Origin of the sequence: Streptomyces sp. NPDC001137 (genome assembly GCF_040298885.1) — a bacterium.
Lineage (GTDB): Bacteria > Actinomycetota > Actinomycetes > Streptomycetales > Streptomycetaceae > Streptomyces.
The window spans coordinates 33,177-55,253 of record NZ_JBEPBA010000005.1 but is presented as its reverse complement, the minus strand read 5'-3'; the positions used below and the strand labels follow the sequence as shown (position 1 = coordinate 55,253).

General features: G+C 71.5%; 25 protein-coding genes and 1 pseudogene. 14 read left to right on the top strand and 12 right to left on the bottom strand.

The genetic code is table 11. The features are described 5' to 3' along the window. The first annotated feature begins 159 nt into the window (after positions 1–159). From ABT254_RS11530 to ABT254_RS11495, 8 genes are all read left to right on the top strand, one after another. Positions 160–420: a YkoF family thiamine-binding protein gene (locus ABT254_RS11530; protein WP_351467047.1), complete on the top strand. Its 261-nt coding sequence runs from the start codon at positions 160–162 to the stop codon at positions 418–420. Then, on the top strand, positions 417–785 hold the full coding sequence (locus ABT254_RS11525; RefSeq protein WP_030940519.1) for a helix-turn-helix domain-containing protein: 369 nt from the start codon (positions 417–419) through the stop codon (positions 783–785). The genes ABT254_RS11530 and ABT254_RS11525 overlap by 4 nt, the downstream gene beginning before the upstream one ends. 135 nt (positions 786–920) lie before the next feature. After that, the gene (uraD, locus tag ABT254_RS11520; RefSeq protein WP_351467043.1) at positions 921–1,433 is read left to right on the top strand and encodes a 2-oxo-4-hydroxy-4-carboxy-5-ureidoimidazoline decarboxylase; all 513 of its coding nucleotides are present in this window, start codon (positions 921–923) and stop codon (positions 1,431–1,433) included. Positions 1,434–1,437: 4 nt separating this feature from the next. Next, positions 1,438–1,830: a hydroxyisourate hydrolase gene (gene uraH, locus ABT254_RS11515; protein WP_351467040.1), complete on the top strand. Its 393-nt coding sequence runs from the start codon at positions 1,438–1,440 to the stop codon at positions 1,828–1,830. A 4-nt stretch (positions 1,831–1,834) separates the two neighbouring features. After that, on the top strand, positions 1,835–2,782 hold the full coding sequence (gene pucL / locus ABT254_RS11510; RefSeq protein ID WP_351467037.1) for a factor-independent urate hydroxylase: 948 nt from the start codon (positions 1,835–1,837) through the stop codon (positions 2,780–2,782). 139 nt (positions 2,783–2,921) lie between these two features. Beyond that, the gene (locus tag ABT254_RS11505; protein WP_351467034.1) at positions 2,922–4,301 is read left to right on the top strand and encodes an 8-oxoguanine deaminase; all 1,380 of its coding nucleotides are present in this window, start codon (positions 2,922–2,924) and stop codon (positions 4,299–4,301) included. Positions 4,302–4,518: 217 nt separating this feature from the next. Beyond that, entirely contained in the window at positions 4,519–5,886 is a 1,368-nt protein-coding gene (locus ABT254_RS11500; RefSeq protein ID WP_351467031.1) for a nucleobase:cation symporter-2 family protein, read from the top strand. A gap of 63 nt (positions 5,887–5,949) precedes the next feature. Then, complete coding sequence (locus tag ABT254_RS11495; protein WP_351467028.1) at positions 5,950–6,570, top strand: TMEM175 family protein; 621 nt, start codon at positions 5,950–5,952, stop codon at positions 6,568–6,570. On the opposite strand, the gene ABT254_RS11490 is transcribed toward ABT254_RS11495, so the two are convergent. Both ABT254_RS11490 and ABT254_RS11485 read right to left on the bottom strand, forming a co-directional pair. Then, positions 6,524–7,138 (bottom strand): 3'-5' exonuclease, encoded by a 615-nt coding sequence (locus ABT254_RS11490; RefSeq protein WP_351467025.1) that lies wholly within the window; start codon positions 7,136–7,138, stop codon positions 6,524–6,526. The two genes, ABT254_RS11495 and ABT254_RS11490, sit on opposite strands and share 47 nt — an antisense overlap. A gap of 64 nt (positions 7,139–7,202) precedes the next feature. Then, the gene (locus ABT254_RS11485; protein WP_351467022.1) at positions 7,203–8,000 is read right to left on the bottom strand and encodes a helix-turn-helix domain-containing protein; all 798 of its coding nucleotides are present in this window, start codon (positions 7,998–8,000) and stop codon (positions 7,203–7,205) included. Between the two features lie 96 nt (positions 8,001–8,096). Here ABT254_RS11485 and ABT254_RS11480 point away from each other — a divergent pair, with 96 nt between their 5' ends. Next, positions 8,097–8,954, top strand: a complete 858-nt coding sequence (locus ABT254_RS11480) for an NAD(P)H-binding protein (RefSeq protein WP_351467019.1) — start codon at positions 8,097–8,099, stop codon at positions 8,952–8,954. Positions 8,955–8,973: 19 nt separating this feature from the next. On the opposite strand, the gene ABT254_RS11475 is transcribed toward ABT254_RS11480, so the two are convergent. Beyond that, positions 8,974–10,413, bottom strand: coding sequence for an MFS transporter (locus ABT254_RS11475; protein ID WP_351467016.1), 1,440 nt, complete (start codon positions 10,411–10,413; stop codon positions 8,974–8,976). Between the two features lie 101 nt (positions 10,414–10,514). Between ABT254_RS11475 and ABT254_RS11470 the strand changes: the two genes are divergently transcribed. Next, positions 10,515–10,916, top strand: coding sequence for a winged helix-turn-helix transcriptional regulator (locus tag ABT254_RS11470; RefSeq protein WP_351467013.1), 402 nt, complete (start codon positions 10,515–10,517; stop codon positions 10,914–10,916). 13 nt (positions 10,917–10,929) lie between these two features. On the opposite strand, the gene ABT254_RS11465 is transcribed toward ABT254_RS11470, so the two are convergent. The 6 genes and pseudogenes from ABT254_RS11465 to ABT254_RS11435 form a co-directional block, all read right to left on the bottom strand. Further along, entirely contained in the window at positions 10,930–11,352 is a 423-nt protein-coding gene (locus ABT254_RS11465) for an acyl-CoA thioesterase (protein WP_351467010.1), read from the bottom strand. Positions 11,353–11,429: 77 nt separating this feature from the next. Next, the gene (locus ABT254_RS11460; protein WP_351467007.1) at positions 11,430–12,068 is read right to left on the bottom strand and encodes a hypothetical protein; all 639 of its coding nucleotides are present in this window, start codon (positions 12,066–12,068) and stop codon (positions 11,430–11,432) included. Beyond that, a pseudogene (locus tag ABT254_RS11455) lies at positions 12,065–12,283 on the bottom strand (hypothetical protein); the annotation flags it as partial. The pseudogene ABT254_RS11455 and the gene ABT254_RS11460, both read right to left, overlap by 4 nt. Before the next feature lie 248 nt (positions 12,284–12,531). Continuing rightward, complete coding sequence (locus ABT254_RS11445) at positions 12,532–13,131, bottom strand: histidine phosphatase family protein (RefSeq protein ID WP_351467004.1); 600 nt, start codon at positions 13,129–13,131, stop codon at positions 12,532–12,534. Between the two features lie 62 nt (positions 13,132–13,193). Further along, complete coding sequence (locus ABT254_RS11440; RefSeq protein ID WP_351467001.1) at positions 13,194–13,388, bottom strand: hypothetical protein; 195 nt, start codon at positions 13,386–13,388, stop codon at positions 13,194–13,196. A gap of 28 nt (positions 13,389–13,416) precedes the next feature. After that, positions 13,417–14,625 (bottom strand): pyridoxal phosphate-dependent aminotransferase, encoded by a 1,209-nt coding sequence (locus ABT254_RS11435; protein WP_344397913.1) that lies wholly within the window; start codon positions 14,623–14,625, stop codon positions 13,417–13,419. A gap of 87 nt (positions 14,626–14,712) precedes the next feature. Between ABT254_RS11435 and ABT254_RS11430 the strand changes: the two genes are divergently transcribed. Then, positions 14,713–15,339: a winged helix-turn-helix transcriptional regulator gene (locus ABT254_RS11430; protein ID WP_351466997.1), complete on the top strand. Its 627-nt coding sequence runs from the start codon at positions 14,713–14,715 to the stop codon at positions 15,337–15,339. 42 nt (positions 15,340–15,381) lie between these two features. Here the strand turns inward: ABT254_RS11430 and ABT254_RS11425 are convergent, their stop codons facing one another. The 3 genes from ABT254_RS11425 to ABT254_RS11415 are packed head-to-tail and all read right to left on the bottom strand — an operon-like array spanning position 15,382 to position 19,021. After that, on the bottom strand, positions 15,382–16,191 hold the full coding sequence (locus tag ABT254_RS11425; protein ID WP_351466994.1) for a hypothetical protein: 810 nt from the start codon (positions 16,189–16,191) through the stop codon (positions 15,382–15,384). Next, positions 16,191–17,465, bottom strand: coding sequence for a VWA domain-containing protein (locus tag ABT254_RS11420; protein ID WP_351466991.1), 1,275 nt, complete (start codon positions 17,463–17,465; stop codon positions 16,191–16,193). Before ABT254_RS11420 ends, ABT254_RS11425 begins: the two co-directional genes overlap by 1 nt. Before the next feature lie 44 nt (positions 17,466–17,509). Further along, positions 17,510–19,021: an IucA/IucC family protein gene (locus tag ABT254_RS11415; RefSeq protein ID WP_351466988.1), complete on the bottom strand. Its 1,512-nt coding sequence runs from the start codon at positions 19,019–19,021 to the stop codon at positions 17,510–17,512. A 92-nt stretch (positions 19,022–19,113) separates the two neighbouring features. Between ABT254_RS11415 and ABT254_RS11410 the strand changes: the two genes are divergently transcribed. From ABT254_RS11410 to ABT254_RS11400, 3 genes are all read left to right on the top strand, one after another. Then, positions 19,114–20,628 carry an IucA/IucC family protein gene (locus ABT254_RS11410; RefSeq protein ID WP_351466986.1) on the top strand — a complete coding sequence of 505 codons (1,515 nt, stop codon included), beginning with the start codon at positions 19,114–19,116 and terminating at the stop codon, positions 20,626–20,628. A 253-nt stretch (positions 20,629–20,881) separates the two neighbouring features. Further along, positions 20,882–21,796 carry a HipA family kinase gene (locus ABT254_RS11405; protein WP_351466983.1) on the top strand — a complete coding sequence of 305 codons (915 nt, stop codon included), beginning with the start codon at positions 20,882–20,884 and terminating at the stop codon, positions 21,794–21,796. Beyond that, complete coding sequence (locus ABT254_RS11400) at positions 21,793–22,074, top strand: Rdx family protein (protein WP_115910050.1); 282 nt, start codon at positions 21,793–21,795, stop codon at positions 22,072–22,074. The genes ABT254_RS11405 and ABT254_RS11400 overlap by 4 nt, the downstream gene beginning before the upstream one ends. The last annotated feature ends 3 nt before the right edge of the window (positions 22,075–22,077 follow it).

Sequence of the window (22,077 nt, the reverse complement as noted above, 5' to 3'; positions counted from 1 at the left end):
CGTGGCGGACGTACCGGCTCCGCCGCGGTGAAATTGGTCGGCCTGCGGTGCATCGCGCCAGTCGAGCAGTCGATTGAGGCGTCCCCGTTCCGCCCTGATGCCCCTCGCCAAGGGGAGTCAGGGTAAAAGAGCAGGTCAGAAGGGTGTTGTGGGGGCACAGTGCGATTGAGAGTGGAGTTCACGACCGAGCCCTTCGATCTCGACGAGGCGCCCGCGCACGCGGTGGTCGCCCGCCAGGTCATCGAGGCTGCCGAGCTGGACGCGGTGGACGTCGGCCCGTTCGGCAACACGGCGGAGGGCGCCGCGGACGCCGTGCTGAGTGCCGTGGACGCGCTGCTCCGCCGGACGCTCCAGGCCGGCGCCACCCGGGTCTCGCTGCAGGTCAACGTGGTGGGCGCGGTCGGGGAGGGCGCCGAGTGACCGGCACCGGGGACGAGCCGTTCATCACGGCCGTGAAACCACTGGTCGACGCCATGGGCGGCGAGCTGCTCCCACCCGACGAGGCCGGCCCCGACGACGTCGTGCTCGCCTGGGAGGGTGCCGATGTGGTCGCCGTGCGCCTGCCCCAGCTCGCCGACTCCCTCGACCACATCCTCGCCGCGATGGAGCGCAAGCAGGGCAAGCCCCTGGCCGACCTGGACCGCAAGGCCAAGCAGGAGGTCGTACGGATACTCGAGGCGCGCGGCGCCTTCTCCGTACGGCACGGCGTGGAGACCGTCGCGGGCGCGCTCGGCGTCAGCCGGTTCACGGTCTACAACTACCTGAACCGTGAGAAGGAGGGCTGAGGGCCCGGGGTCGCCGTCCGGCCGGGTTTGTTACCCCGAATTTTCAACAAAGTGTTGACGTGGCGTTGCGTGGGGGCGTTAGCTAACCGCAGCCAGTTCAGCACGAAGGCCGTTCTCACGGCCACGGAGGCACCCGTGACGTCGACTTCCACGCCCCCGGGCCTGGCCCGGTTCAACGTACTGGAGGAGCACGCGGCCCTCGCCGCCCTCCACGAGGCGTGTGCCTCCACCACCTGGGCGCGCCGGCTGCTCGCCGCCCGCCCCTACGCCACCGCGGAGGACCTCTTCGCCGCCAGTGACGCCGCCATGGCCGAGCTGAGCGCCGAGGACCTGGCCGAGGCGATGGCCGGGCACCCGCCGATCGGCCGCCCCAAGCCGGGGGACCCCACCTCGGCCAGGGAACAGCGCGGCATGGCCGGCGCCTCCGAGGAACTGAAGTCGGAGATGCTCGAACTGAACCTGGCCTACCAGGAGCGGTTCGGCCATGTCTTCCTCATCTGCGCCACCGGCCGGACCGGCGAGCAGATGCGGGACGCGGTCAAGGAGCGGATCGGCAACTCGCCGGAGCAGGAGCGGGAGATCGTCCGCGCCGAGCTGGGCAAGATCAACCGCATCCGACTGGCCCGACTCGTCGAAGAGGAAGCCTGACACCATGAGCACCAGCACCACCGCCTCCGTGTCCACGCACATCCTGGACACCAGCATCGGCCGCCCCGCCGAGGGCGTCGCCATCGAGCTCTTTGCCCGTAGCGGCCGGGACGCCGCGTGGCAGACGCTCGGCGGCTCCGCGACCGACGCGGACGGACGGTGCAAGGACCTGCCGGCCCTGCCGGAAGGGACGACCCATGTACGGCTCGACTTCGCCGTCGAACCGTACTTCGAGAAGAAGCAAGCCGATGCGCAGCAGGACGCCCCCGCGAATCGGGACAGCGGTGCCGTGTTCTTTCCCGAGGTGGCGATCACCTTCGCCGTCAAGCCCGGGGAGCATTACCACGTACCGCTGCTGCTCAACCCGTTCGGCTACTCCGTTTACCGAGGGAGCTAGCTAAATGACTGACAATTCCCGCCCTGCCCGCCCTGTCATCCTGGGACAGAACCAGTACGGCAAGGCCGAGAACCGAGTCGTAAAGATCACGCGGGACGGCGCCACCCACCACATCAAGGACCTGAACGTGTCCGTCGCGCTGAGCGGCGACATGGACGAGGTCCACTACTCCGGCTCCAACGCCAACGTGCTGCCCACCGACACCACCAAGAACACGGTGTACGCGTTCGCCAAGGAGCACGGCATCGAGTCGGCCGAGCAGTTCGGCATCCACCTGGCCAGGCACTTCGTCACCAGCCAGGAGCCGATCAAGACCGCCCGGATCCGTATCGAGGAGTACGCCTGGGAGCGGATCGCCGCGTCCGACGCGAACTCCCAGTTCATCGGCGCGGACGAGGTCAAGCACTCCTTCGTCCGCAAGGGCCAGGAGACCCGGCTGACCCAGATCACCTACGACGGCTCGTCGTGGGAGGTCGTCTCCGGACTCAAGGACCTGACGGTGATGAACTCGACCAACTCCGAGTTCTGGGGCTACGTCAAGGACAAGTACACGACGCTGCAGGAGGCGTACGACCGCATCCTGGCCACGTCGGTCTCGGCCCGCTGGCGGTTCAACTGGACCGACGACGAGCAGCGGATGCCCAACTGGGAGAAGTCCTACGAGCAGACGAAGAAGCACATGCTCCAGGCCTTCGCCGAGACGTACTCGCTCTCCCTCCAGCAGACCCTGTACCAAATGGGTTCGCGGATCATCAACAACCGCAGCGAGATCGACGAGGTCCGCTTCTCGCTGCCGAACAAGCACCACTTCCTCGTCGACCTGGAGCCCTTCGGGCTGAAGAACGACAACGAGGTGTACTTCGCCGCCGACCGCCCCTACGGCCTGATCGAGGCGACGATCCTGCGGGACGGCTGCGAGCCGAAGATCCCGGTGGACCTCACCAACCTCTGAGCGCCTTCCGGGCAGCTCGATAATCGGCACCCGTGACCGGGGGAACCCGCCTCCCCGCGTCCCCGGTCACGGCACTCAAAACTCCTAGGGTCCTGCCGTGCCCTCTCCGCAAAAGTCCACTGAGCGAAAAGGACGAATCATGGCAGCAGCCCAGCGCATCGTCATCGAGAACTGTTCGATCGCCACGGTCGACGCCGACGACACCGAGTACGCCGACGGGTACGTCGTCATCGCCGGCAACCGCATCGAGGCGCTCGGCGCGGGCAGGGCCCCCGAGGGCCTGGAGAACGTCGTACGCCGTATCGACGCCTCCGGTCACCTGGTGACCCCCGGCCTGGTCAACACCCACCACCACTTCTACCAGTGGATCACCCGGGGCCTGGCCACCGACCACAACCTGTTCAACTGGCTGGTCGCGCTGTATCCGACCTGGGCGCGCATCGACGAGCCGATGGTGTACGCGGCCGCCCAGGGCTCCCTCGCGATGATGGCCCGCGGTGGCGTGACCACCGCCATGGACCACCACTACGTCTTCCCGAAGGACTCCGGCGACCTGTCCGGCGCCATCATCCGCGCCGCCCGCGAGATGGGCGTCCGCTTCACCCTCGCCCGCGGCTCCATGGACCGCAGCGAGAAGGACGGCGGCCTGCCCCCGGACTTCGCCGTCGAGACCCTCGAAGGCGCCCTCGCCGCGACCGAGGCCACCGTCAAGGAGCACCACGACGCCTCCTTCGACGCGATGACCCAGGTGGCCGTCGCGCCCTGCTCGCCCTTCTCCGTCTCCACCGAACTCCTTCGTGAGGGCGCCCAGTTGGCCCGCCGCCTCGGCGTGCGCCTGCACACCCACGGCTCGGAGACCGTCGAGGAGGAGCAGTTCTGCAAGGAACTGTTCGGCATGGGCCCGACCGACTACTTCGAGTCCACCGGCTGGCTCGGCGAGGACGTGTGGATGGCGCACTGCGTCCACATGAACGACTCCGACATCGCCGCCTTCGCCCGTACCAAGACCGGTGTCGCCCACTGCCCGTCCTCCAACGCCCGTCTCGCGGCCGGTATCGCCCGCGTCCCCGACATGCTGGCGGCCGGCGTCCCGGTCGGCCTCGGCGTCGACGGTACGGCGTCCAACGAGTCCGGGGAGCTGCACACCGAGCTGCGCAACGCCCTGCTCATCAACCGTCTCGGCGCCCACCGCGAGGCCGCCCTGAACGCCCGCCAGGCGCTGCGCCTCGGCACCTACGGCGGCGCCCAGGTCCTCGGCCGCAGCGCCGAGATCGGCTCCCTGGAGCCGGGCAAGCTGGCCGACCTCGTGCTGTGGAAGCTGGACACCCTCGCCCACGCCTCCATCGCCGACCCGGTCACCGCGCTGGTCTTCGGTGCGGCCGCCCCGGTCACCGCCTCCTTCGTGAACGGCCGGCAGATCGTGGAGACGGGCCGCCTGCTGCACGTCGACGAGGACGCCATCGCCCGCTCCACACGGGCCGAGGCCCAGCGCCTGGCGCAGATCACCGCACAGGCCTGAGCGGTCGAAGATCTCCGGTCGAGGGGGACGGCCCTCGACCGGTAGCCGTGGACCCCAGTGGTTCCACGGCGGCCGTCTCCGGGGCGCGCATGGACGTGCGCGCCCCGGAACGGTCACCGTCACTTCCTTACAGGCATCCCCGGTCCCGCACGACCGCGCACCACCTCCAAGAAACCCACGTCAGAGCCGACGTGTTAGCTGACCCGGAGGAACCGCCGTGACCGCCCACCCCGTCGACGAAAAACTCCCCGCACTCAAAATGGCCACCACCGGCCTGCAACACGTGGCCGCCATGTATGCGGGGGTCGTCGCCCCGCCCCTGATCGTCGGCGCGGCCATCGGCCTGACCGGCACCGAACTCACCTTCCTCACCGGCGCCTGCCTCTTCACCGCCGGCCTCGCCACCTTCCTCCAAACCCTCGGCATCTGGAAGATCGGCGCCCGGCTGCCCTTCGTCAACGGCGTCACCTTCGCCGGCGTCGCCCCCATGACCGCGGTGGTCGCCTCCACCAAGGACAAGTCCGACGCCCTGCCGATCATCTTCGGCGCGGTCATCGTCGCGGGCCTGCTCGGCTTCATCGCCGCCCCGTTCTTCAGCAAGGCGGTCCGCTTCTTCCCACCGGTCGTCACCGGCACCGTCATCACCCTCATAGGCGTGTCCCTGCTGCCGGTCGCCTTCGGCTGGGCGCAGGGACCCAGTCCCACCGCCCACGACAACGGCTCCACGACCAACCTCGGCCTGGCAGCCGCAACGCTCCTGATCGTGCTGGTCCTTCGCCGCTTCACCCGCGGCTTCGTCAAACAGATCGCCGTGCTGCTCGGCCTGGTCGCCGGCACACTCCTCGCGATCCCCTTCGGCGCGACGGACTTCGGACCCGTCACGGACGCGGCCGTCATCGGCTTCCCCACCCCGTTCCACTTCGGGGCGCCTCAGTTCCAGCTCGCCGCGATCCTCTCGCTGTGCGTGGTGATGGTGGTCTCGATGACCGAATCCACCGCGGACATGCTGGCCCTCGGCGAGATCGTCGAACGCCCGGCGGACGAGAGGACCATCGCCGCGGGCCTGCGCGCCGACACCCTCGGCTCGGCGCTGAGCCCCCTGTTCAACGGCTTCATGTGCAGCGCCTTCGCCCAGAACATCGGCCTGGTCGCGATGACGAGGATCCGCAGCCGCTACGTCGTCGCCACCGGCGGCGGCTTCCTGGTCCTGATGGGCCTGTGCCCGATGGCCGCCTCACTCATCGCCGTCGTACCGCGCCCGGTGCTCGGCGGCGCGGGCGTGGTCCTGTTCGGCTCGGTCGCGGCCAGCGGTATCCAGACCCTCGTCAAGGCCGGACTGGACAAGGACAACAACGTCCTGATCGTCGCCGTGTCGCTGGCCGTCGGCATGATCCCGATCACCGCGCCGGACTTCTACCACGCCTTCCCGCAGACCGCGAAGATCGTCCTCGACTCGGGCATCTCCACGGGCTGTGTGGCGGCGGTCCTGCTGAACCTGGTCTTCAACCACCTCGGCAGGAACCGTGACGACCAGGACGTCACCCATCCCATGGAGGCCGGCGAGCAGATCGCCGCCGCCCACTGATCCACCGGTGCGGGGCACGGCAATGGCCGTGCCCCGCACCGGCGATGAGGCAGTCTGTCTCCCATGAATGAGTCCGGCCGCGTCGAGGCCTTCAGCGACGGCGTGTTCGCCATCGCCATCACCCTGCTCATCCTGGAGATCAAGGTCCCAGAGGTCGGTGAACACGGCGGCCTGTGGCACGCGCTGGGCGCCCAGTGGCCCTCGTACGCCGCCTATGTCGTGAGCTTCCTGGTCATCGGCATCATGTGGATCAACCACCACCAGCTGTTCAGCTACGTCGCCCGCGTCGACCGCACGCTGATGTTCCTGAACCTGCTGGTGCTGATGGTGGTGGCCGCGGTGCCGTGGCCGACCGCGATGCTCGCGGAGTATCTGCGCGAGGACGCCGCCTCCCATGTGGCGGCGGCCGTCTACAGCCTGGTCATGGTCGTGATGGCGCTCACCTTCCAGGCCCTGTGGTGGCATCTGACCCGCACCGGCCACCTCTTCGACTCCCGTGTCGACGTCCCGGCGGCGCGGGCGACCCGCGCACGTTTCGCGCTGGGCTCCCTGGCCTACCCGGTGACGGTGGGCCTCGCCTTCGTCTCGGCCCCGCTGACCCTGGCGGCCCACGGCCTGATCGCCCTGTACTACGCGTTCAATCAGGTACCGGTGCCGACGCGTGAGGCCCCGGCCAGTTCATGAGGTTGGCCAGCAGTTCGGCCTGCTCGATCGCGTCATCCAGTGCATGGTGCGTATGCCGCCGCCGGGACAGCAGGTGGCGCGGCATGGTGCCCTTGGCGACCGCCCGCAGTGGCAGCCCCGCCTTCGTCGCGTACAGCGTCTTCATGTCCAGGCAGCCGGAGTGGCCGAAGGGGCTCGCCCCGGTGAAGCGGATCAGGTACCAGTACAGGAACGTCCAGTCGTAGGAAGCCGGGTAACCGCACATCACGGGCTGGGCGCCCGCGCTCACCTCGCGCACCCAGTCGCTGAACTCGCCCAGCGCGACGGCGGGTTCGGCGCCCTCGCTCTTCAGAGCCTCCCGGTCGAGCCCGCTCACCGCGAGTGCCTCCGGGACGAACTCCTCGCTGATCGGGCGCAGTTCGCGGTAGAAGGTCTGCTGCTCGGGGTCGGCGGCGGTGAACCCGTCGGAGTCCTGTGTCCCGGCGACCGCGGCGCCGAAGCTCAGCATGGAGTACGGGCCGGGGATGGGGCCGTCGGCCTCGATGTCGAGGGAGATGTAGCGGCTGGGTCTGATACGTCGTGCGGCCATGAGGGTGGAGCATCGCAGGCGGGCGGGGTCGCCCGCACCCCGGTTTCCGTCCCGTTCAGGCCGTTCAGCCCCGGCGGATCGCCTGGCAGGGCGTCGCGTCCGGCAGCCGGCCGGTGAAGTACGAGCGGGGCGGTACGCCCATCAGGGTGCGGAAGTCGGTCGTCATGTGGGACTGGTCGTAGTAGCCGGTCGAGGCGGCCAGGTCGGCCCAGGGGCGCGTCGCGGCGTGGTCCAGTACCGTGCGCACGCGGTTGATCCGGGCGTAGTGCTTGGGGGAGAGGCCGACGCCCTCGGCGAACAGGTTGCGCAACTGCCGTTCGCTGACCGCGAGTTCGCGCGCCACGTCGCCCACCTGGGCGGGGGTGCGGCCGGTGCGGACCGACATGGCGTCGACGCCCGCGCGCACCAGCTCGGTGCGGGAACGGTTCGCGGCGGCCGCAAGCCACTCGGGGAGCACTTCCGCGAGACGTTCCACGGCGTCCTCGGGCTCCAACCGTCGCAAGACGTCGTCCAGTTGGCGGGCTCTCGGACCCGGAACCTCGTCCAACCGCACCGCACGGCCGACGAGGTCCACGGCCGGGATGCCGAGCAGCGGGCGGAGGGTGCCCGGCGCGAGCCGCAGCTCCACGCAGGACGCGCGACGCTTGCCCCGGTGGTAGGAGGCACGGGCACGCGGGCCCACGACCAGGGCACTGCGGACGCCGTGTTCCCCGGTGCGCACGACCACCTTGGTGGTCGCCTCCGGGAGATGGACGAAGGGCTCGGTCGGTACGTCACCGACCCACACGGACCCGATGCCCGCGATCCACGGGCGCAGCACCTCGGGCGTGGGCAGGACCTCTCGGGACACGATGTTCGTCACCCCTCCACCGTAAGCGCGCCGGACGGCCGCCCGGGCTCCGCAACCGTGCCGGAATTTCCAAGAGTTCCGAGCCGTCCGCAGTCCACCGTGGTGGACATGATCCTTGTGACGGGTGCCACGGGCACCATCGGCAGTGACGTCGTACGCCAACTTGCGGCGCGCGGTGAGAAGGTCCGCGCGCTGAGCCGGGATCCGGCGAGGGCGCGGGTGCCGTCCGGGGTGGAGACGGTGCCGGGCCACCACCGCGACCGGGCCTCGGTCGAGGCTGCGATGGCGGGCGCGGAGGCCGCCTTCCTGGTGGGTGTGTTCGGGCCGGACGACGCCGAGCACGACCGCGGACTGGTGGAGGCTGCGCAGGCCGCGGGCGTACGGCGGATCGTGAAGCTCTCCTCGATCGGCACCGGCGACCCCGACCTGGGCGTATTCGCGACCTGGCACATGCCCGGCGAGCAGGCCGCGCGGGACAGCGGCCTGGAGTGGACGGTGCTGCGCCCCTCCTCCTTCGCCTCCAACACCCTGGCCTGGGCGGCGGCCGTCCGCGAAGGCACTCCCGCGCCGAACATGATGGGCGACGGCAGGCAGGGTGTCGTGGACCCGCGGGACGTGGCCGAGATCGCCGTGGCCGCGCTGCTCGACCCCGGGCACGCGGGCCGCACATACATCCTGACCGGTCCCGAGACCCTGAGCGCCCACGAGCAGGCGGCCGTGCTCGCCGAGGTTCTCGGCCGTCCGGTGCCGCTCCACGACTTCTCGTCGGAGGAACGCCGCGAACAGCTCCTGGCGGCCGGCCTGGGCGAGACGTATGCGGACAGCCTCATGGCCGCCGCCCGGTTCATCCAGGAGGGCGGCAACGACGTCGTCACCGAGGACGTGCCGGAGGTGCTGGGCCGGCCGGCGCGGACGTACCGGGAGTGGGCCGGGGACCACCGGGACGCCTTCGCACCGGCCGACTGAGACGTGGCGGCGCCCGTGGTCAGTCCCGTGTCGCCTCGGTACGGGTCCTGAGCACGGCCGCCGCCAGCACCAGCGCCGCCGCCGCGACCAGCGCCGCCACCCGGAACGCCAGCTGATATCCCTCCGCCGTGGCCGGCACCAGCCGCGCACCCCGGCCGAGCAGCCCCTCGGTGTGGCTCGCCGCCAGTGTCGACAGCGTGGCCAGGCCCAGTGAACCGCCCACCACCTGCGTGGTGTTGAACAACCCGGACGCCAGGCCCGCGTCCTCCTCCCGCGCCCCCGACATGGCGAGCCCGGTCAGCGGGGGCATCGCGGCGGCGAACCCGGCGGCCAGCAGGAGCATCGCGGGCAGTACGTCGGCGACGTACGAGCCGTGCACGGGGGCCCGGCTCAGCAGCGCCATCCCGCCAGTGATCAGCGCCAGCCCGGCGAGCAGCACCCGGTACGCCCCGAAACGGCCGATCGCCCGCGCGGACAGGGTCATCATCAGCACGCCGATCGCGACGGGAGCGGGCAGGAAGGCGAAGCCGGTGGCCAACTCGCCGAAAAGCAGGACGCGTTGGATGTAGAGGGCGCCGATGAACTGGAATCCGTACATCGTCGCGATCATCAGGATCTGCACGGTGTTCGCCCCGGTCAGCAGCCGGGAGCGCAGCAGCCCGGGCCGCAGCAGCGGGCGGGCGGTTCGGACCTGGCGGACGGCGAACGCCGCGAACAGGGCGAGGGCGAGCGCGGCCAGGAGCAGCGTCGCGGCCGGGCCGCGGCCACCCGAGCCGACGATGGCGTACACCGTGAGCATCAGCGCGGCGGTGACCAGCGCCGCTCCGGGGTAGTCGGCCCCGCTGCCGAGGCCGGCGCCGCGCTCCGGAGCCAGCCCCCGGACCGCCGCCAGCCAGGCGACAATGCCGATCGGCAGATTGATCAGGAAGATCCAGTGCCAGCTCAGGGCCTGGGTGAGCGCCCCGCCGAGGAACGTGCCCAACGTCGCTCCCACCGAGCCGACCGCGCTGAACACGGCAATGGCGCGGGCCTGTTCGCGCGGCTCGGGGAACAAGGCCACCAGCATGCCGAGCACCACCGCCGAGGCCATGGCCCCGCCGACGCCCTGCACGGCCCGTGCCGCGATCAGCAGGCCCTGGCTGCTCGCCGTCCCGCACAGCACGGACGCCACGGTGAAGACGGCGAGCCCGGCCGTGAACATCCGTTTGCGGCCCAGCAGATCGCCCAGCCGCCCGATCAGCAGGAGCAGCCCACCGAACGGGATCAGGTAGGCGTTGACGACCCAGGCCAGTCCGGCCGGGCTGAAGCCGAGGTCGCTCTGGATGGCCGGCATCGCCACGGTGACGATGGAGCCGTCCAGAATCGTCATCAGTGCCCCGGCGCACAGCACGACGAGGGACGCCCAGCGGGAGTACGTTCGGGGCGAGGTGCTCGTGGGTGACTCGATGAGGGCCGTCATGGCGGTGTGGCCTCCGCATTCTCCATGGGAACCATAGGTGCACGACTTGTAACGGAGTACATCGTGAGTGACCATGGAGGACGCCGTAAGGAGGCAGTCCGATGTCCCAGAGGAACACCGGTGTTACCGTCCAGGTCGTGAACGCGCACGCGTGCCCGGTCCGCGAAGTTCTTGACAGGGTCTCCGGGAAGTGGAGCGTGCAGATCCTCGTCGCCGCCGCGCACGGCCCCATCCGCTTCACCGAGTTGGAACGCAGCATCGAGGGCATCAGCCGCCGCATGCTGACCCTCACCCTGCGCAACCTGGAGCGCGACGGCCTCGTCACCCGCACCGTCCACCCGACGGTCCCGCCGAAGGTCGAGTACGAACTGACGCCGGTGGCACGTGAGTTGCACGAGACGCTGCAGCGCCTGACCGACTGGGCGGAGCGCAACCGCGTCTACATCGCGGAGTCCCGCGCGGCCTACGACGGCGAGCACAGCACGGAGCCGGCGGACGCATAGGCCGCGCGGGACGTCACAGCCCGAACAGCGCCGGGTCCGTGGACAGTTCCTTGAAGAACTCCGAGGGGTTGGGGACCAGCCGTCGTTGTTTCAGGTCCATCAGGCCGACGACCGCGGTGACCTCCGCCGCCACCGTGCCGTCGGCCTTGCGTATCGTCTGCTCGATGTGGAAGGTCTTGCCGCCGCCCCAGTCGAAGGCGCAGGTCACCTCGACCTCGTCGCCGGCGACCAGCTCACGCCTGAAGCGCAGCGTGGTCTCCAGGGCCGCCGGGCCCATGCCCTTGGCCACGAGGGTCGCCTGGGTGATCCCGGCCGCCTGCAGTAAGGACCAGCGGGCGTGCTCCGCGTAGTTGAGGTAGACGGCCTGGTTGAGGTGCCCCAGCACATCGGTCTCGTACCCGCGCACGGTCACCGGGACGGAAAACGGTTCGGTCACTGCTTTCTCTCCTCGTACAGCTCGCAGTACGGCTCGTACTGATGGACGATGCGACCGACCGATCTTGACATGCCTCGCTATGCGCGGCGGGGCGAGGCCAGCAGATAACGCGCCCTGGAACGTGGGTCGTTGTGCTCGCCGACCTGCCATCCCGCCTCCTCCAGCGTCGCCGCGCAGGCCCGCAGCGCCGCCGGATCCGGCTCGTGCACCGCGACGGCCTCCGGCTGCGGGGTGGCCCGTACCCGGTAGCCCGCCAGGTCCGCACCGGCGGGGCGGTGACCGGCCGCCTCCAGGGCGAGCGCGGCGGCCTGCACCAGATGCGTACGCTCCCAGCCGCACGGCCGGTCCATGGCCCCGTCCGGATTGGTCATGCGCCGCAGCTCCAGCAAGCCCTCCCAGGCGCTGCGCACCTCGCGCCCGCGGGCGGGACCGGCCTCCGGCGGCTCCTCCTCACCGCCGACCCGCGCGGCGAACACACCGCCGACGGTGGTCGCCCCCCGGTCGGCCTCGGGTGCGGGCGTCTCCGGCTCCCCGGCCTCCCGTATGCGATGTCCGGCCGGCGTCAGGAAGTGGTCGTGCGGCGGCCGCGGATGCCGGAAGGCGAACCCCCATTTCACCAGCGCCGCCAGCTGCGCCTCCGTACCCCGCAGCCGCCCGGTCACCGGATCGGCGGCATCGATCACACGCCGCTGAGCGGCGGTCGGCGGTCGTGTCACGGCATGCTCCTTCCCGTCGCCGGGCCCCCTCTCCCACCTCCTGAGAGGCTACGACGAGAGTCTGACAACGCCCGGCACCCGGCGCTCACCCCCCCGGGCCGCACGTTCCACCCCGCGATCACTGGCCGTCCGTGCTCGGTCCCCAGCCGGCATACCGTCCCGGTGGCGAGCTGGAACAGTGCCCCGCCCGAGGGCGGCAGCCCCAGCCGCCGGGCTGCCTCTCCCGCCTTCTCCGGGGCTGCGGCGAGGGTCTGACGGCGGCCGGTGAAGGGCGTTCACGCCCCGGGCCGCACGTTCCACCCCGCGATCCCGGACCGCCCGTGCTCGGTCCCCAGCCGGCACACCCTCCCGGTGGCGAGCGGGAACAGGGCCCCGCCCGAGGGCGGAGCCCCAGCCCCCGGGCTGCCTCTCCCGCCTTCTCAGGGGCTGTGGCGAGGGTCTGACGGCGGCCGGTGAAGGGCGTTCACGCCCCGGGCCGCACGTTCCACCCCGCGATCACTGGCCGTCCGTGCTCGGTCCCCAGCCGGCATACCGTCCCGGTGGCCAGCTGGAACAGGGCCCCGCCCGACGGTGGCAGGCCCAGCCGTCGGGCCGTGAGTACCCGTAGGAAGTGGCCGTGGGCCACCAGGACCGCGCAGCCCTCGGTGTCGGCGAGGGCCGCGTCGACCTTGGCCAGCATGCGGTCCGCGCGTTCGCCGACCTGCTCGGGGGTCTCCCCGGGGTGGTCCGGAGGCCCGGGCTCCACCCCGTCCCGGAACAGGAACCAGTCCGGCCGGGTGCGCTGGATGTCGACGGTCGTGATCCCCTCGTAGCCGCCGTAGTCCCACTCCCGCAGATCCGGGTCGATCCGCACGTCCTGCAGCCCGATCAGCTCCGCCGTCTCCCGCGCCCGCTGCAACGGACTGACGAACGCGACACCGACCCGGTGCGAGCGGATCAGCGGCTCCAGCTGCCGGGCCTCCGCGCGGCCGCGCTCGGTCAGCGGCACGTCCGTCCAGCCGGTGTGCCGCCCGGACCGCGACCACTCGGTCTCACCGTGCCGGACGAGGAACACGTCGCCCATGCCGCGCACCCTTCCCGTCGGGCCCCGCCGGAAATGGCCGTACAGGCCTTGCCCCCACCGTGTCACGAGGCCGAGGCCGCCCGCAGCACGGCATGGGCCAGACGGCCGTTCTCGGCGTGGGCCACACCGCTCGCCGGGTCGGCGAAGGCGAGCGAGCCCGTCGCGCCGCTGTGGCCGAAGGAGTCCTCGCCGAGGAGCGGACCGCGGTCGGCCAGGTACTCGAAGCCCACCGCGAAGGGGTCGTCGCCGCCGGTCACCGGGGCGGGGCCGGGCGAGGCACTCCCGCTACTGCCGGTACCCGCTCAGGAACCGTCCGATCCGGCCGATCGCCGCCTCCAGATCGTCCGCGTACGGCAGCGTCAGGATCCGGAAGTGGTCCGGTGTCGGCCAGTTGAAGCCGGTGCCCTGCACCACCTGGATCTTCTCCCGCAGCAGCAGGTCCAGGACGAACTTCTCGTCGTCGTGGATCCGGTGCACCTTGGGGTCGATGCGCGGGAACGCGTACAGCGCGCCCTTTGGCTTGACGCAGGACACGCCCGGGATCTCGTTGAGCTTCTCCCAGGCGACGTTGCGCTGTTCGTGCAGGCGGCCGCCCGGCGCGGTCAGCTCGCGGATCGACTGGCGGCCGCCGAGCGCGGCCTGGATGGCGTACTGGGCGGGCGCGTTGGCGCACAACCGCATGGAGGCCAGCATCGTCAGGCCCTCCAGGTAGTTCTTCGCATGCTGCTTCGGGCCGGTCACCACCAGCCAGCCCGAGCGGAAGCCGGCCACCCGGTAGGTCTTGGAGAGCCCGCAGAAGGTGAGGACCACCAGGTCGGGGGCGAGCGCTGCGGCCGAGTGGTGCACGGCGTCGTCGTAGAGGATCTGGTCGTAGATCTCGTCGGCGAAGACCATCAGACCGTGGCGGCGGGCGAGGTCGAGGATGCCCTCGATGATCTCCTTGGGGTAGACCGCGCCGGTGGGGTTGTTCGGGTTGATGATGACGACGGCCTTGGTGCGGTCGGTGATCTTCGAGGCCATGTCGTCCAGGTCCGGGTACCAGTCGGCCTGTTCGTCGCAGAGGTAGTGGACGGCCTTGCCGCCCGCGAGGGTCGTCACCGCCGTCCAGAGGGGGAAGTCCGGGGCGGGGATCAGGATCTCGTCGCCGTCCTCGACCAGCGCCTGTACGGCCATCGAGACCAGCTCGGAGACGCCGTTGCCGAGGAAGACGTCGTCGACGTCGACCTCCAGGCCGAGGGTCTGGTAGCGCTGGGCGACCGCGCGGCGGGCGGAGAGGATGCCGCGCGAGTCCGTGTAGCCGTGCGCCTGCGGGAGCATCCGGATCATGTCCTGGAGGATCTCCTCCGGCGCCTCGAAGCCGAACACGGCGGGGTTGCCGGTGTTCAGGCGCAGCACACTGTGGCCCGCCTCCTCCAGCGCGTTGGCGTGCTCGATCACCGGGCCGCGGATCTCGTAACAGACCTCGCTGAGCTTGTTCGACTGCCGGAACTCCATGCTCGCTCGCCCCTCCGCTTTCGTGTGTTGCTTGGTTTTACCAAGTTCGAGCTTGGAAAGTCCAACAACATGTCTAGACTGCGTCGCATGTCACGACGCCGAAGCTACGACCAGTACTGTTCCGCCGCCCGCGCCCTCGACCTCGTCGGCGACCGCTGGACCCTGCTGATCGTCCGGGAGCTGCTGGCCGGGCCTCGCCGTTACACGGACCTGCACGCGGACCTGCCCGGCGTGAGCACGGACGTACTCGCCTCTCGGCTGAAGGACATGGAACGCGACGGGCTCAGCACGCGCCGCCGGCTGCCGCCGCCTGGCGCGGCCTACGTCTACGAACTCACGCCAAGGGGACGGGAGTTGCTGCCGGTGCTGCAGGCGCTGAGTGTGTGGGGCCAGGACGAGCTGGGGGAGCGGCGGCCCACGGACGCCCTGCGCGCCCACTGGTTCGCACTGCCCCTGCTGCGCTCGCTGGAGGGGGAGGGGCTCGTCGAGGTCCGGCTGGAGGAGGGGGACTTCCATCTGCACGTCGGCGCCGAGGACGGCCCGTTGTACGGCGACGGACCCGCTCCGGAGGAGCCCGACGCGCGGCTGGTCCTGGACGCCGGGACGGGCGCGGCCCTCGCACGAGGGGAGTTGAGCCTGACCGACGCGGTGCGCACCGGACGGGTCACCGTCACCGGCGAGGGCACCCTGGCAAAGGCGCTGCGCGAGGCGTGAGACGGCAGAAGGCCCGCCGGGGGCGGGCCTTCTGCGGGGGTGTCAGGTGCCCGGGGGTACCCGTGAGGGGCGGCCCGAGCCGCGTGTCAGGGCGTATCCGGCGACGCCCGCGAGCGCGGCCAGCGCGCCGCCGATCGCCGTCCACACCCAGCGGTCCGACCACCAGCCGGACGCCCAGCCGTCCTCCGGCTCGATGCTCGACAGCACGGCCGGCTTCGACGAATCCCCGTCGCCCGTCTCGGACTTGGAGGTCACGGCGATGCCCGGCACCAGCGGCTGCGCCAGCGAGCCGTCCACCGCCGCCGAGCCGCCGATGTCCTTGGAGCCGGCCCGGACCGAGGCGCGGATCGGCTGGCCGAGGTCGGCCGTCGCCAGGTTCACCGCGGTCAGCCGTATGTAGTACGTCCCCGGCAGCGGGTCATCGGCCCACGGCTCCGACCAGGCGCGCACGGTACGCAGGGTGCAGGCCAGGTCGACCCTGGCCGCGCCCTGGGCCGCGGTGCGCGTCTGCGCCCCGTACTGGCAGGCCTGGCGGCGCCGCAGCCCGTCGTAGACGTCGATCTGCCAGGTCTGCGCGGCATGCGTGTCCGGCAGCTTCACGGTGGCTTCGACGGTGGGGCGCTGACCGGCGTCCGCGGGGAACGACCAGTACAGGTAGTCGCCCGTGGAGCCGACCGCCGTGGCCTGCTGCCCCTGCTCGAACTCCGTCGCCGTACGGAAGGACGTACCCGCCGAGGTCGGCGCCGAGCTGCTGTCGGAGGCGCTGGGCGACGGGGACGAGTCGGCCGCCGCGGGAGCGGCCGCCAGGCCCAGCGTCAGCAGAGCCGCGCTCAACACATGTGTGATCCGCATCAGTTGGTCCTCCAGACCGCGAGCCGCCAGCGTGACAGCCAGCCCCAGATCAGACCGGCCAGGAAGCCGACCAGCACCAGTACTCCGAGCAGCCACCAGCCGCGGCCGAGACCGAAGGAGGCCACGTCGCCGGAGTGGGAAGGGCCGTCGACCACGTCCACGGTCAGCTCCAGCGGCAGACCGGGCGTGGTCTTCACACCGGAGGCCGCCGAGAAGGAGTGGGTGACCTGAAGGCAGACCGTCTCCGCGGCGGGCTTGTCGCTGTCGTCGTCGTCCCGTTCGGGCTTGGGGTAGCGCAGGCCGGTGGAGATGACGTCCGTACGACCGTTGCCCGCGGCCTCCCCGCGCACGATCTCGCGGCCGTGCACCGTGACGGCCCGCAGCAGTGCCCCGTAGTCGGGACCGACGGCCCGGTCGGCCGCCACGCTCACCGAGGCGCGCAGCTCCTGTCCCGCCATGACCTCCACGCGGTACCAGCGCTGCTGCCCGAACTCCTCGCGGTCCGTGTACAGACCCGACTTCAGGACCGGCGCGTCCGTGCACTGCGCGGCGCCCTCGGTGGCGACCGGAGTCACCACGGGGTTTGCCGCCCGGTCCACCAACTGGTTCACCTTGTCGGTGAGTTCGTCGGTGTGCTCGACCGAGGTGTAGGTGCCGCCGGTCGCCTCGGCGATACAGCTGAGCTGCTTGTTCAGCTTGGTGTCGGGAACCAGGCCGAGGGTGTCGATGGTCATGCCGATGCCCTTGGCGGCGATCTCGCGGGCCACCTCGCACGGGTCGAGCGGGGCGCAGGTGTCCTCGCCGTCGGTGATCAGCACGATCCGCTTGGAGCCGTCGCCGCCCCGCAGATCCTCGGCCGCCTTGAGCAGCGCCGGGCCGATCGGGGTCCAGCCGGTGGGCGAGAGGGTCGCGACGGCCGTCTTCGCCTCGGTGCGGTCCAGGGTGCTGACCGGGTAGAGCTGCGCGGTGTCCTTGCAGCCGGTCCTGCGGTCGTTGCCCGGGTAGTTGGCACCGAGCGTGCGGATGCCGAGCTGGACCTCCTCGGGCGTCGCGTCGAGCACCTCGTTGAACGCCTGCTTCGCCGCGGCCATCCGGGTCCCGCCGTCGATGTCCCGGGTCCGCATGGAACCACTGACGTCGAGGACGAGATCGACCTTCGCGGTGGCCTCGCCCGTGGGTTCGCCGGCGCTCGCCGCGGCCGGGAACGCGATCCCGGCCGCCAGGGCGGCGAGCAGGGCGCACACCCCAGCCGCCAGCCGTTGTCTTCTGATCATCGGCGGATCTTATTGATCAGATGTGCCGGGTTCCAAAACGAGCGTCAGCGGGCCTCGCGGTGCCGGGGATTGGGCAGCTCGGCCCACTGGTCACCGGGCGTCCCCGGTGACATCCGCATCAGCGTCAGCGCCTTGGCGGGCAGCGGCTCTTCCAGCAGCGCGAGCAGGTCGGGGCTGCGCGGCAGATCCCGTACGGCCGTCTCCAGGGCCCTCCCGAGCGCCTGCGCCGAACCCGCCGTACCGGCGAGGGCGCCCGCCACCAGCGACCCGAACAGCTTGCGCCGCAGCGCCGCCACGTCGTCGGTGACGATCCGTCCGGACAGCTCCGGCACCGGGATGCCGTGCCGGGCCAGCCGCGCCGGGCTGACGCGGATGTCGGCGAGGTCGCGGTAGACCAGCCGCAGCGGGGCACCCGTCGCCGAGAGCACGACCAACAGGTTCTGGCCATGCGCCTCAAGGGCCACTCCCAGCTCCAGCAGGCGCAGGCCGACGGTGAGGGTGAGGCGGGTGAAGTCGGCGAGCCAGGCGGGGGATTCGGGCAGCACGGTGGTGGCGAGCGCGGCCACCGGCACGACCCGCTCGCCGCGGGCCGTCGAGGCGTACGTCTGCGGCGACTCCCGCAGCACGGCGGCGAGGTCCGCGGACCCGGCCGCGGCCGCACCCAGTGTGCGCGTGACGTGCAGCAGGCCGTCGGCGCGCGCCGCCAGTGACTCCGCGAACGCCGACAACGTCGCCGACAGCGCGATGGAGTAGAGCGAGATGTCCCGCACCGAGGACGTCAGCCGGGCGCTCAGCGCGGTCTTGACATGCGGCCCGCCGGGCAGCGCGAGCGTCCGCAGGGACATCAGCGGGTGCGCGGTGAGCTGCTCGTCGCAGGTCCGCTTGAGCACATGCGCCGCCTGCCACGGGTGCACCGGCAGCAACAGCCGTTCCCCGTTCCGCATGTCGTCCGGCCACACCCCGGTCACCAGGCACTCGTCGGCCCGGACCGGCAGCATTCCCAGTTCGACCCGCGGCCGGTGCTCGGGCCCGTAGGCCAGCTGCTCGGCCACCGAGAAACCGGGCCGGGAACGGCAGCCCGGATGGAAGGGATGCCCGTCGACCACCCGCTGCTCCCACTCCCAGTCCTGCGCGGGCCACTCGTCCGGGTGGCGCTGCTGATCGGCCCGCGACAGTGCCAACGAGGCCACGCTGTGCCCCAGTTCGGCCGCGAAGTCGACGCAGTGCGGCACCGCCAGGCCGGTCATCAGCCGCGCCGGATGGTCGTAGGCCACGCTGTCCAGATGCACGGCGGTGACGTAGGCCGCGGTGGCGTACGGATCCGCGGCCGGCCCGTGCAGCCGGCGCCCGTCGCGAAGGCGCAGGGTCAGACCGTCCCGGGCCGGGTCCCGGCCGGTGATCCACGGCAGCGGCTCATGGGCGAGCGCCCGCCACAGCCGGGTCAGCACGGCCGCCCGGGCGCCCGGCAGCTCGGCCGCGTACCGTGACACGAGCGCGGGGCGTACGGCGGCCAGCTCGTCGGCGACCTCGGTCTCCGCGGGGTGGGGACGGTGCACGGGCGGGCTCCTCGGGTACGGGTAGGGCGTCACGGACGGAGGTCACGGCATACATACTGATCGTCTCCGCCCGAACGGACCTCGGAGAACGAGTGGATCGCGTGGATCTCATCCCCCCGCACACCGGTGACGACCCCGTCGGCCGTGCCGACGCGTACGCGGCCGCACCGCTCCTGAACTGTCTGCTGCGCGAGGTGGCCGAGCCGGTCGGGCGGGCCGGTGAGCGGCTCACCTACCGGCTGCCGGGTGTCGACCGGCTGCTGCGGGTCCGCGGCGAGCGGCGGCCCGCCGAACCCGAGGTGTACGCGGCGGGCCACTGGCACCACATCGGGCACACCGAACTCGTCAAGCTGGTCGCCGAGGAGCTGCGCCGCGACACGGGGCTGTCCAACCACGAACTCCCCGCCGAGATGATCGACAGCCGGGATGCCGTGGCCGCACTGCTCACCGCCCGCGCCCGGACGACGGCGCCCGAGGACCCTTACCAGCGCTCCGAGCAGTCCCTGATCACCGGACACCCCTACCACCCGGCCCCCAAGGCACGCGGCGGCGGCCCGGTCGCCGGCTGGCTGCCGTACGCCCCCGAGGCCCACGCCCGCTTCCCGCTGGTGCTGCTCGGCGTGCGCGAGGACCTGGTCGTCGAGGAGGGCGACACCTCGGCGCTGGACGCCCTCGGTGAGGCCCCGCCCGGGTACCGGCTGCTGCCGGCCCACCCCTGGCAGCTCGACCTCGTGGACCTCGCGCCCGCCTTTGCCGACCGCCGCCTGGTCCGGCTGGGCACGACCGGCTTCGAGACCTGGCCCACGGCCGCGATCCGCACCCTCTACGTCCCCGGGCGCGACCTCTTCCTGAAGTTCAGCCTCGACGTCCGCATCACCAACGACATCCGGCGGCTGTGGCGCCACGACCTGGTGAAGCTCCGCCGGACGGACGAGGCGGCGGCCACCGCCTTCGCCGCGATGGACGGCCCGGCGGCCTGGCTCGGCGACCGCGGCTACCGCACCGTCGGCTTCGCCTTCGAGGAACTCGCCGTCCTGGTCCGCGACGGACTGCACGGCCCTCTGCTGCCCGGCGCGACCCCGCTGCTCGCCGCGGGGCTGGTGGAGGGCTTCGCGGGCAGCCCGCTCGACGGGGCCCGCGACCCGGAGGCCTGGTGGGAGGCGTATCTGAGGGCTGTCGTGCCCCCGGCCCTGGCGGCCTTCGCCGACCACGGTGTCGTACTCGAGGCACATCTGCAGAACACGCTGGTCGCCGTCGACCAGGACGGCACCCCGGTGCAGGCGCTGTTCCGGGACGCCGAGGGCGTGAAGCTGCTGCCGGACGTCTCACGCGCGGCCGGCTGGGAACGGCTGGTCTACTGCCTGGTCGTCAACCACCTCACGGAGGTCGCCGCCGCTCTGGCCGAACGCCGGCCCGGCCTCGACCCCTGGCCGGCCGTACGCCGCGAACTCGCCCGCCACGACCTGCCCGAGACCGCGGCCCTGCTCACCGCACCGACCCTCCCCGGCAAGACGAACCTGCTGCTGCGCTGGACGGGCGCGGACGGCGCGGACGCCCGCTATCTGCCGCTGCCGAACCCGCTGGCCGCGGGTCGGACGCGCTCGTAGAACCCGTCGAGGCGACCGCGCGCGAGCACGTCACCCGCGGCGGCGAACACGGCCCGCGGCCTGGCGGAGTCCGGCACGGTGTCGCCGCAACGCGAGCCCGAACCCAGCAGCCGTACGCCGTCGGCGGGGGTCCCGGCGTCGAGGCCGCTGCACACGGGGATCGCGACGGTTCGCACAGGAACATTTCGGGCTGCGGGCAGGGAAATTCTCGGTGGCGTAGCCTGAGGCAAAACGAGACGCGGGGGCTTTGAGGATGATGAGAGAGGTCACCGCGACCCGCTACGTCGCACCCCTTCGATCCGGCGGCTCCGTCCCCGGCGTCGTCGAGGCCGACGACCTGGGCACCTACGTGGTGAAGTTCACCGGCTCCGCGCAGGGACACAAGGCGCTGGTCGCCGAAGTGATCGTCGGTGAGCTGGCCCGGGCGCTCGGACTGCGCTTCCCCGAGCTGGTGCTGGTGCACTTCGACCCGGCGATCGCCGACGGCGAGCCCCACCAGGAGGTGCGGGAGCTCCACAGCGCCAGCGCGGGGATCAACCTCGGCATGGACTACCTGCCGGGGGCGCGGGACTTCACCCCTGAGGTCGCGAAGTCCTTCCGGGTCGACGCGCTGGAGGCGGGCCGGATCGTCTGGCTCGACGCGCTGACCGTGAACGTGGACCGCACGGTCCACAGCTCGAACCTGATGGTCTGGCCGACCCTCGGGATCGTGCCCCCGCGCCTGTGGCTGATCGACCACGGGGCGGCCCTCGTCTTCCACCACCGCTGGGACAGCTCGGACCCCACCAAGGCGTACGACTTCCGGCATCACGCCCTCGGCCACTACGCGCCCGACGTACGGGCGGCCGACGCGGAGCTGGCGCCGAAGGTGACGCGGGAGCTGCTGCGGGACATCGCCGCGGAGGTCCCCGACGCCTGGCTGGCCGGAGAGGAGGGCTTCGCGACCCCGGACGACATCCGGGCCGCCTACGTGGACTACCTCCACGCGCGCGTGCAGGCCTCCGCGGACTGGCTCCCCACCGACTTCCCCACCCGGGAGGAACTCGCCGCCGAGGAGGCCCTCCGGACGGCGCGTACCCAGCAAGGCCGCCCGAACTGGCTGAAGCGGGTCCCCGACCTGCACGGCAAACCGGCGGCGGAACAGGATTGGTCGGTGCACCTCGGATGAGTCCCGTCGTACAGATCGAGTACTGCACCCAGTGCCGCTGGCTGCCCCGCGCGGCCTGGCTGGCACAGGAGTTGCTCACCACCTTCGAGGCGGAGCTGACCGAACTGTCGCTCAAGCCCGGAACCGGTGGCGTCTTCGTCGTCCGGGTCGACGACGAGGTGGTCTGGGACCGCCGCGAACAGGGCTTCCCGGAGCCGACGGCCGTGAAGCAGGCCGTACGCGACCGAGTGGCCCCGGGAAGGTCCCTGGGCCACTCCGACAAGGCGTCGCAGGACTAGCTC

What these genes read in the sequence shown, in the direction of transcription:
- ABT254_RS11490 (WP_351467025.1), bottom strand. Translation starts at nt 7,138, where the DNA reads ATGGCCGCACGACGTATCAGACCCAGCCGCTACATCTCCCTCGACATC.
- ABT254_RS11430 (WP_351466997.1), top strand. Translation starts at nt 14,713, where the DNA reads ATGTCACGACGCCGAAGCTACGACCAGTACTGTTCCGCCGCCCGCGCC.
- uraH (WP_351467040.1), top strand. Translation starts at nt 1,438, where the DNA reads ATGAGCACCAGCACCACCGCCTCCGTGTCCACGCACATCCTGGACACC.
- ABT254_RS11475 (WP_351467016.1), bottom strand. Translation starts at nt 10,413, where the DNA reads ATGACGGCCCTCATCGAGTCACCCACGAGCACCTCGCCCCGAACGTAC.
- ABT254_RS11445 (WP_351467004.1), bottom strand. Translation starts at nt 13,131, where the DNA reads ATGGGCGACGTGTTCCTCGTCCGGCACGGTGAGACCGAGTGGTCGCGG.
- pucL (WP_351467037.1), top strand. Translation starts at nt 1,835, where the DNA reads ATGACTGACAATTCCCGCCCTGCCCGCCCTGTCATCCTGGGACAGAAC.
- ABT254_RS11405 (WP_351466983.1), top strand. Translation starts at nt 20,882, where the DNA reads ATGATGAGAGAGGTCACCGCGACCCGCTACGTCGCACCCCTTCGATCC.
- ABT254_RS11495 (WP_351467028.1), top strand. Translation starts at nt 5,950, where the DNA reads ATGAATGAGTCCGGCCGCGTCGAGGCCTTCAGCGACGGCGTGTTCGCC.
- ABT254_RS11435 (WP_344397913.1), bottom strand. Translation starts at nt 14,625, where the DNA reads ATGGAGTTCCGGCAGTCGAACAAGCTCAGCGAGGTCTGTTACGAGATC.
- ABT254_RS11400 (WP_115910050.1), top strand. Translation starts at nt 21,793, where the DNA reads ATGAGTCCCGTCGTACAGATCGAGTACTGCACCCAGTGCCGCTGGCTG.
- ABT254_RS11425 (WP_351466994.1), bottom strand. Translation starts at nt 16,191, where the DNA reads ATGCGGATCACACATGTGTTGAGCGCGGCTCTGCTGACGCTGGGCCTG.
- ABT254_RS11505 (WP_351467034.1), top strand. Translation starts at nt 2,922, where the DNA reads ATGGCAGCAGCCCAGCGCATCGTCATCGAGAACTGTTCGATCGCCACG.
- ABT254_RS11480 (WP_351467019.1), top strand. Translation starts at nt 8,097, where the DNA reads ATGATCCTTGTGACGGGTGCCACGGGCACCATCGGCAGTGACGTCGTA.
- ABT254_RS11420 (WP_351466991.1), bottom strand. Translation starts at nt 17,465, where the DNA reads ATGATCAGAAGACAACGGCTGGCGGCTGGGGTGTGCGCCCTGCTCGCC.
- ABT254_RS11470 (WP_351467013.1), top strand. Translation starts at nt 10,515, where the DNA reads ATGTCCCAGAGGAACACCGGTGTTACCGTCCAGGTCGTGAACGCGCAC.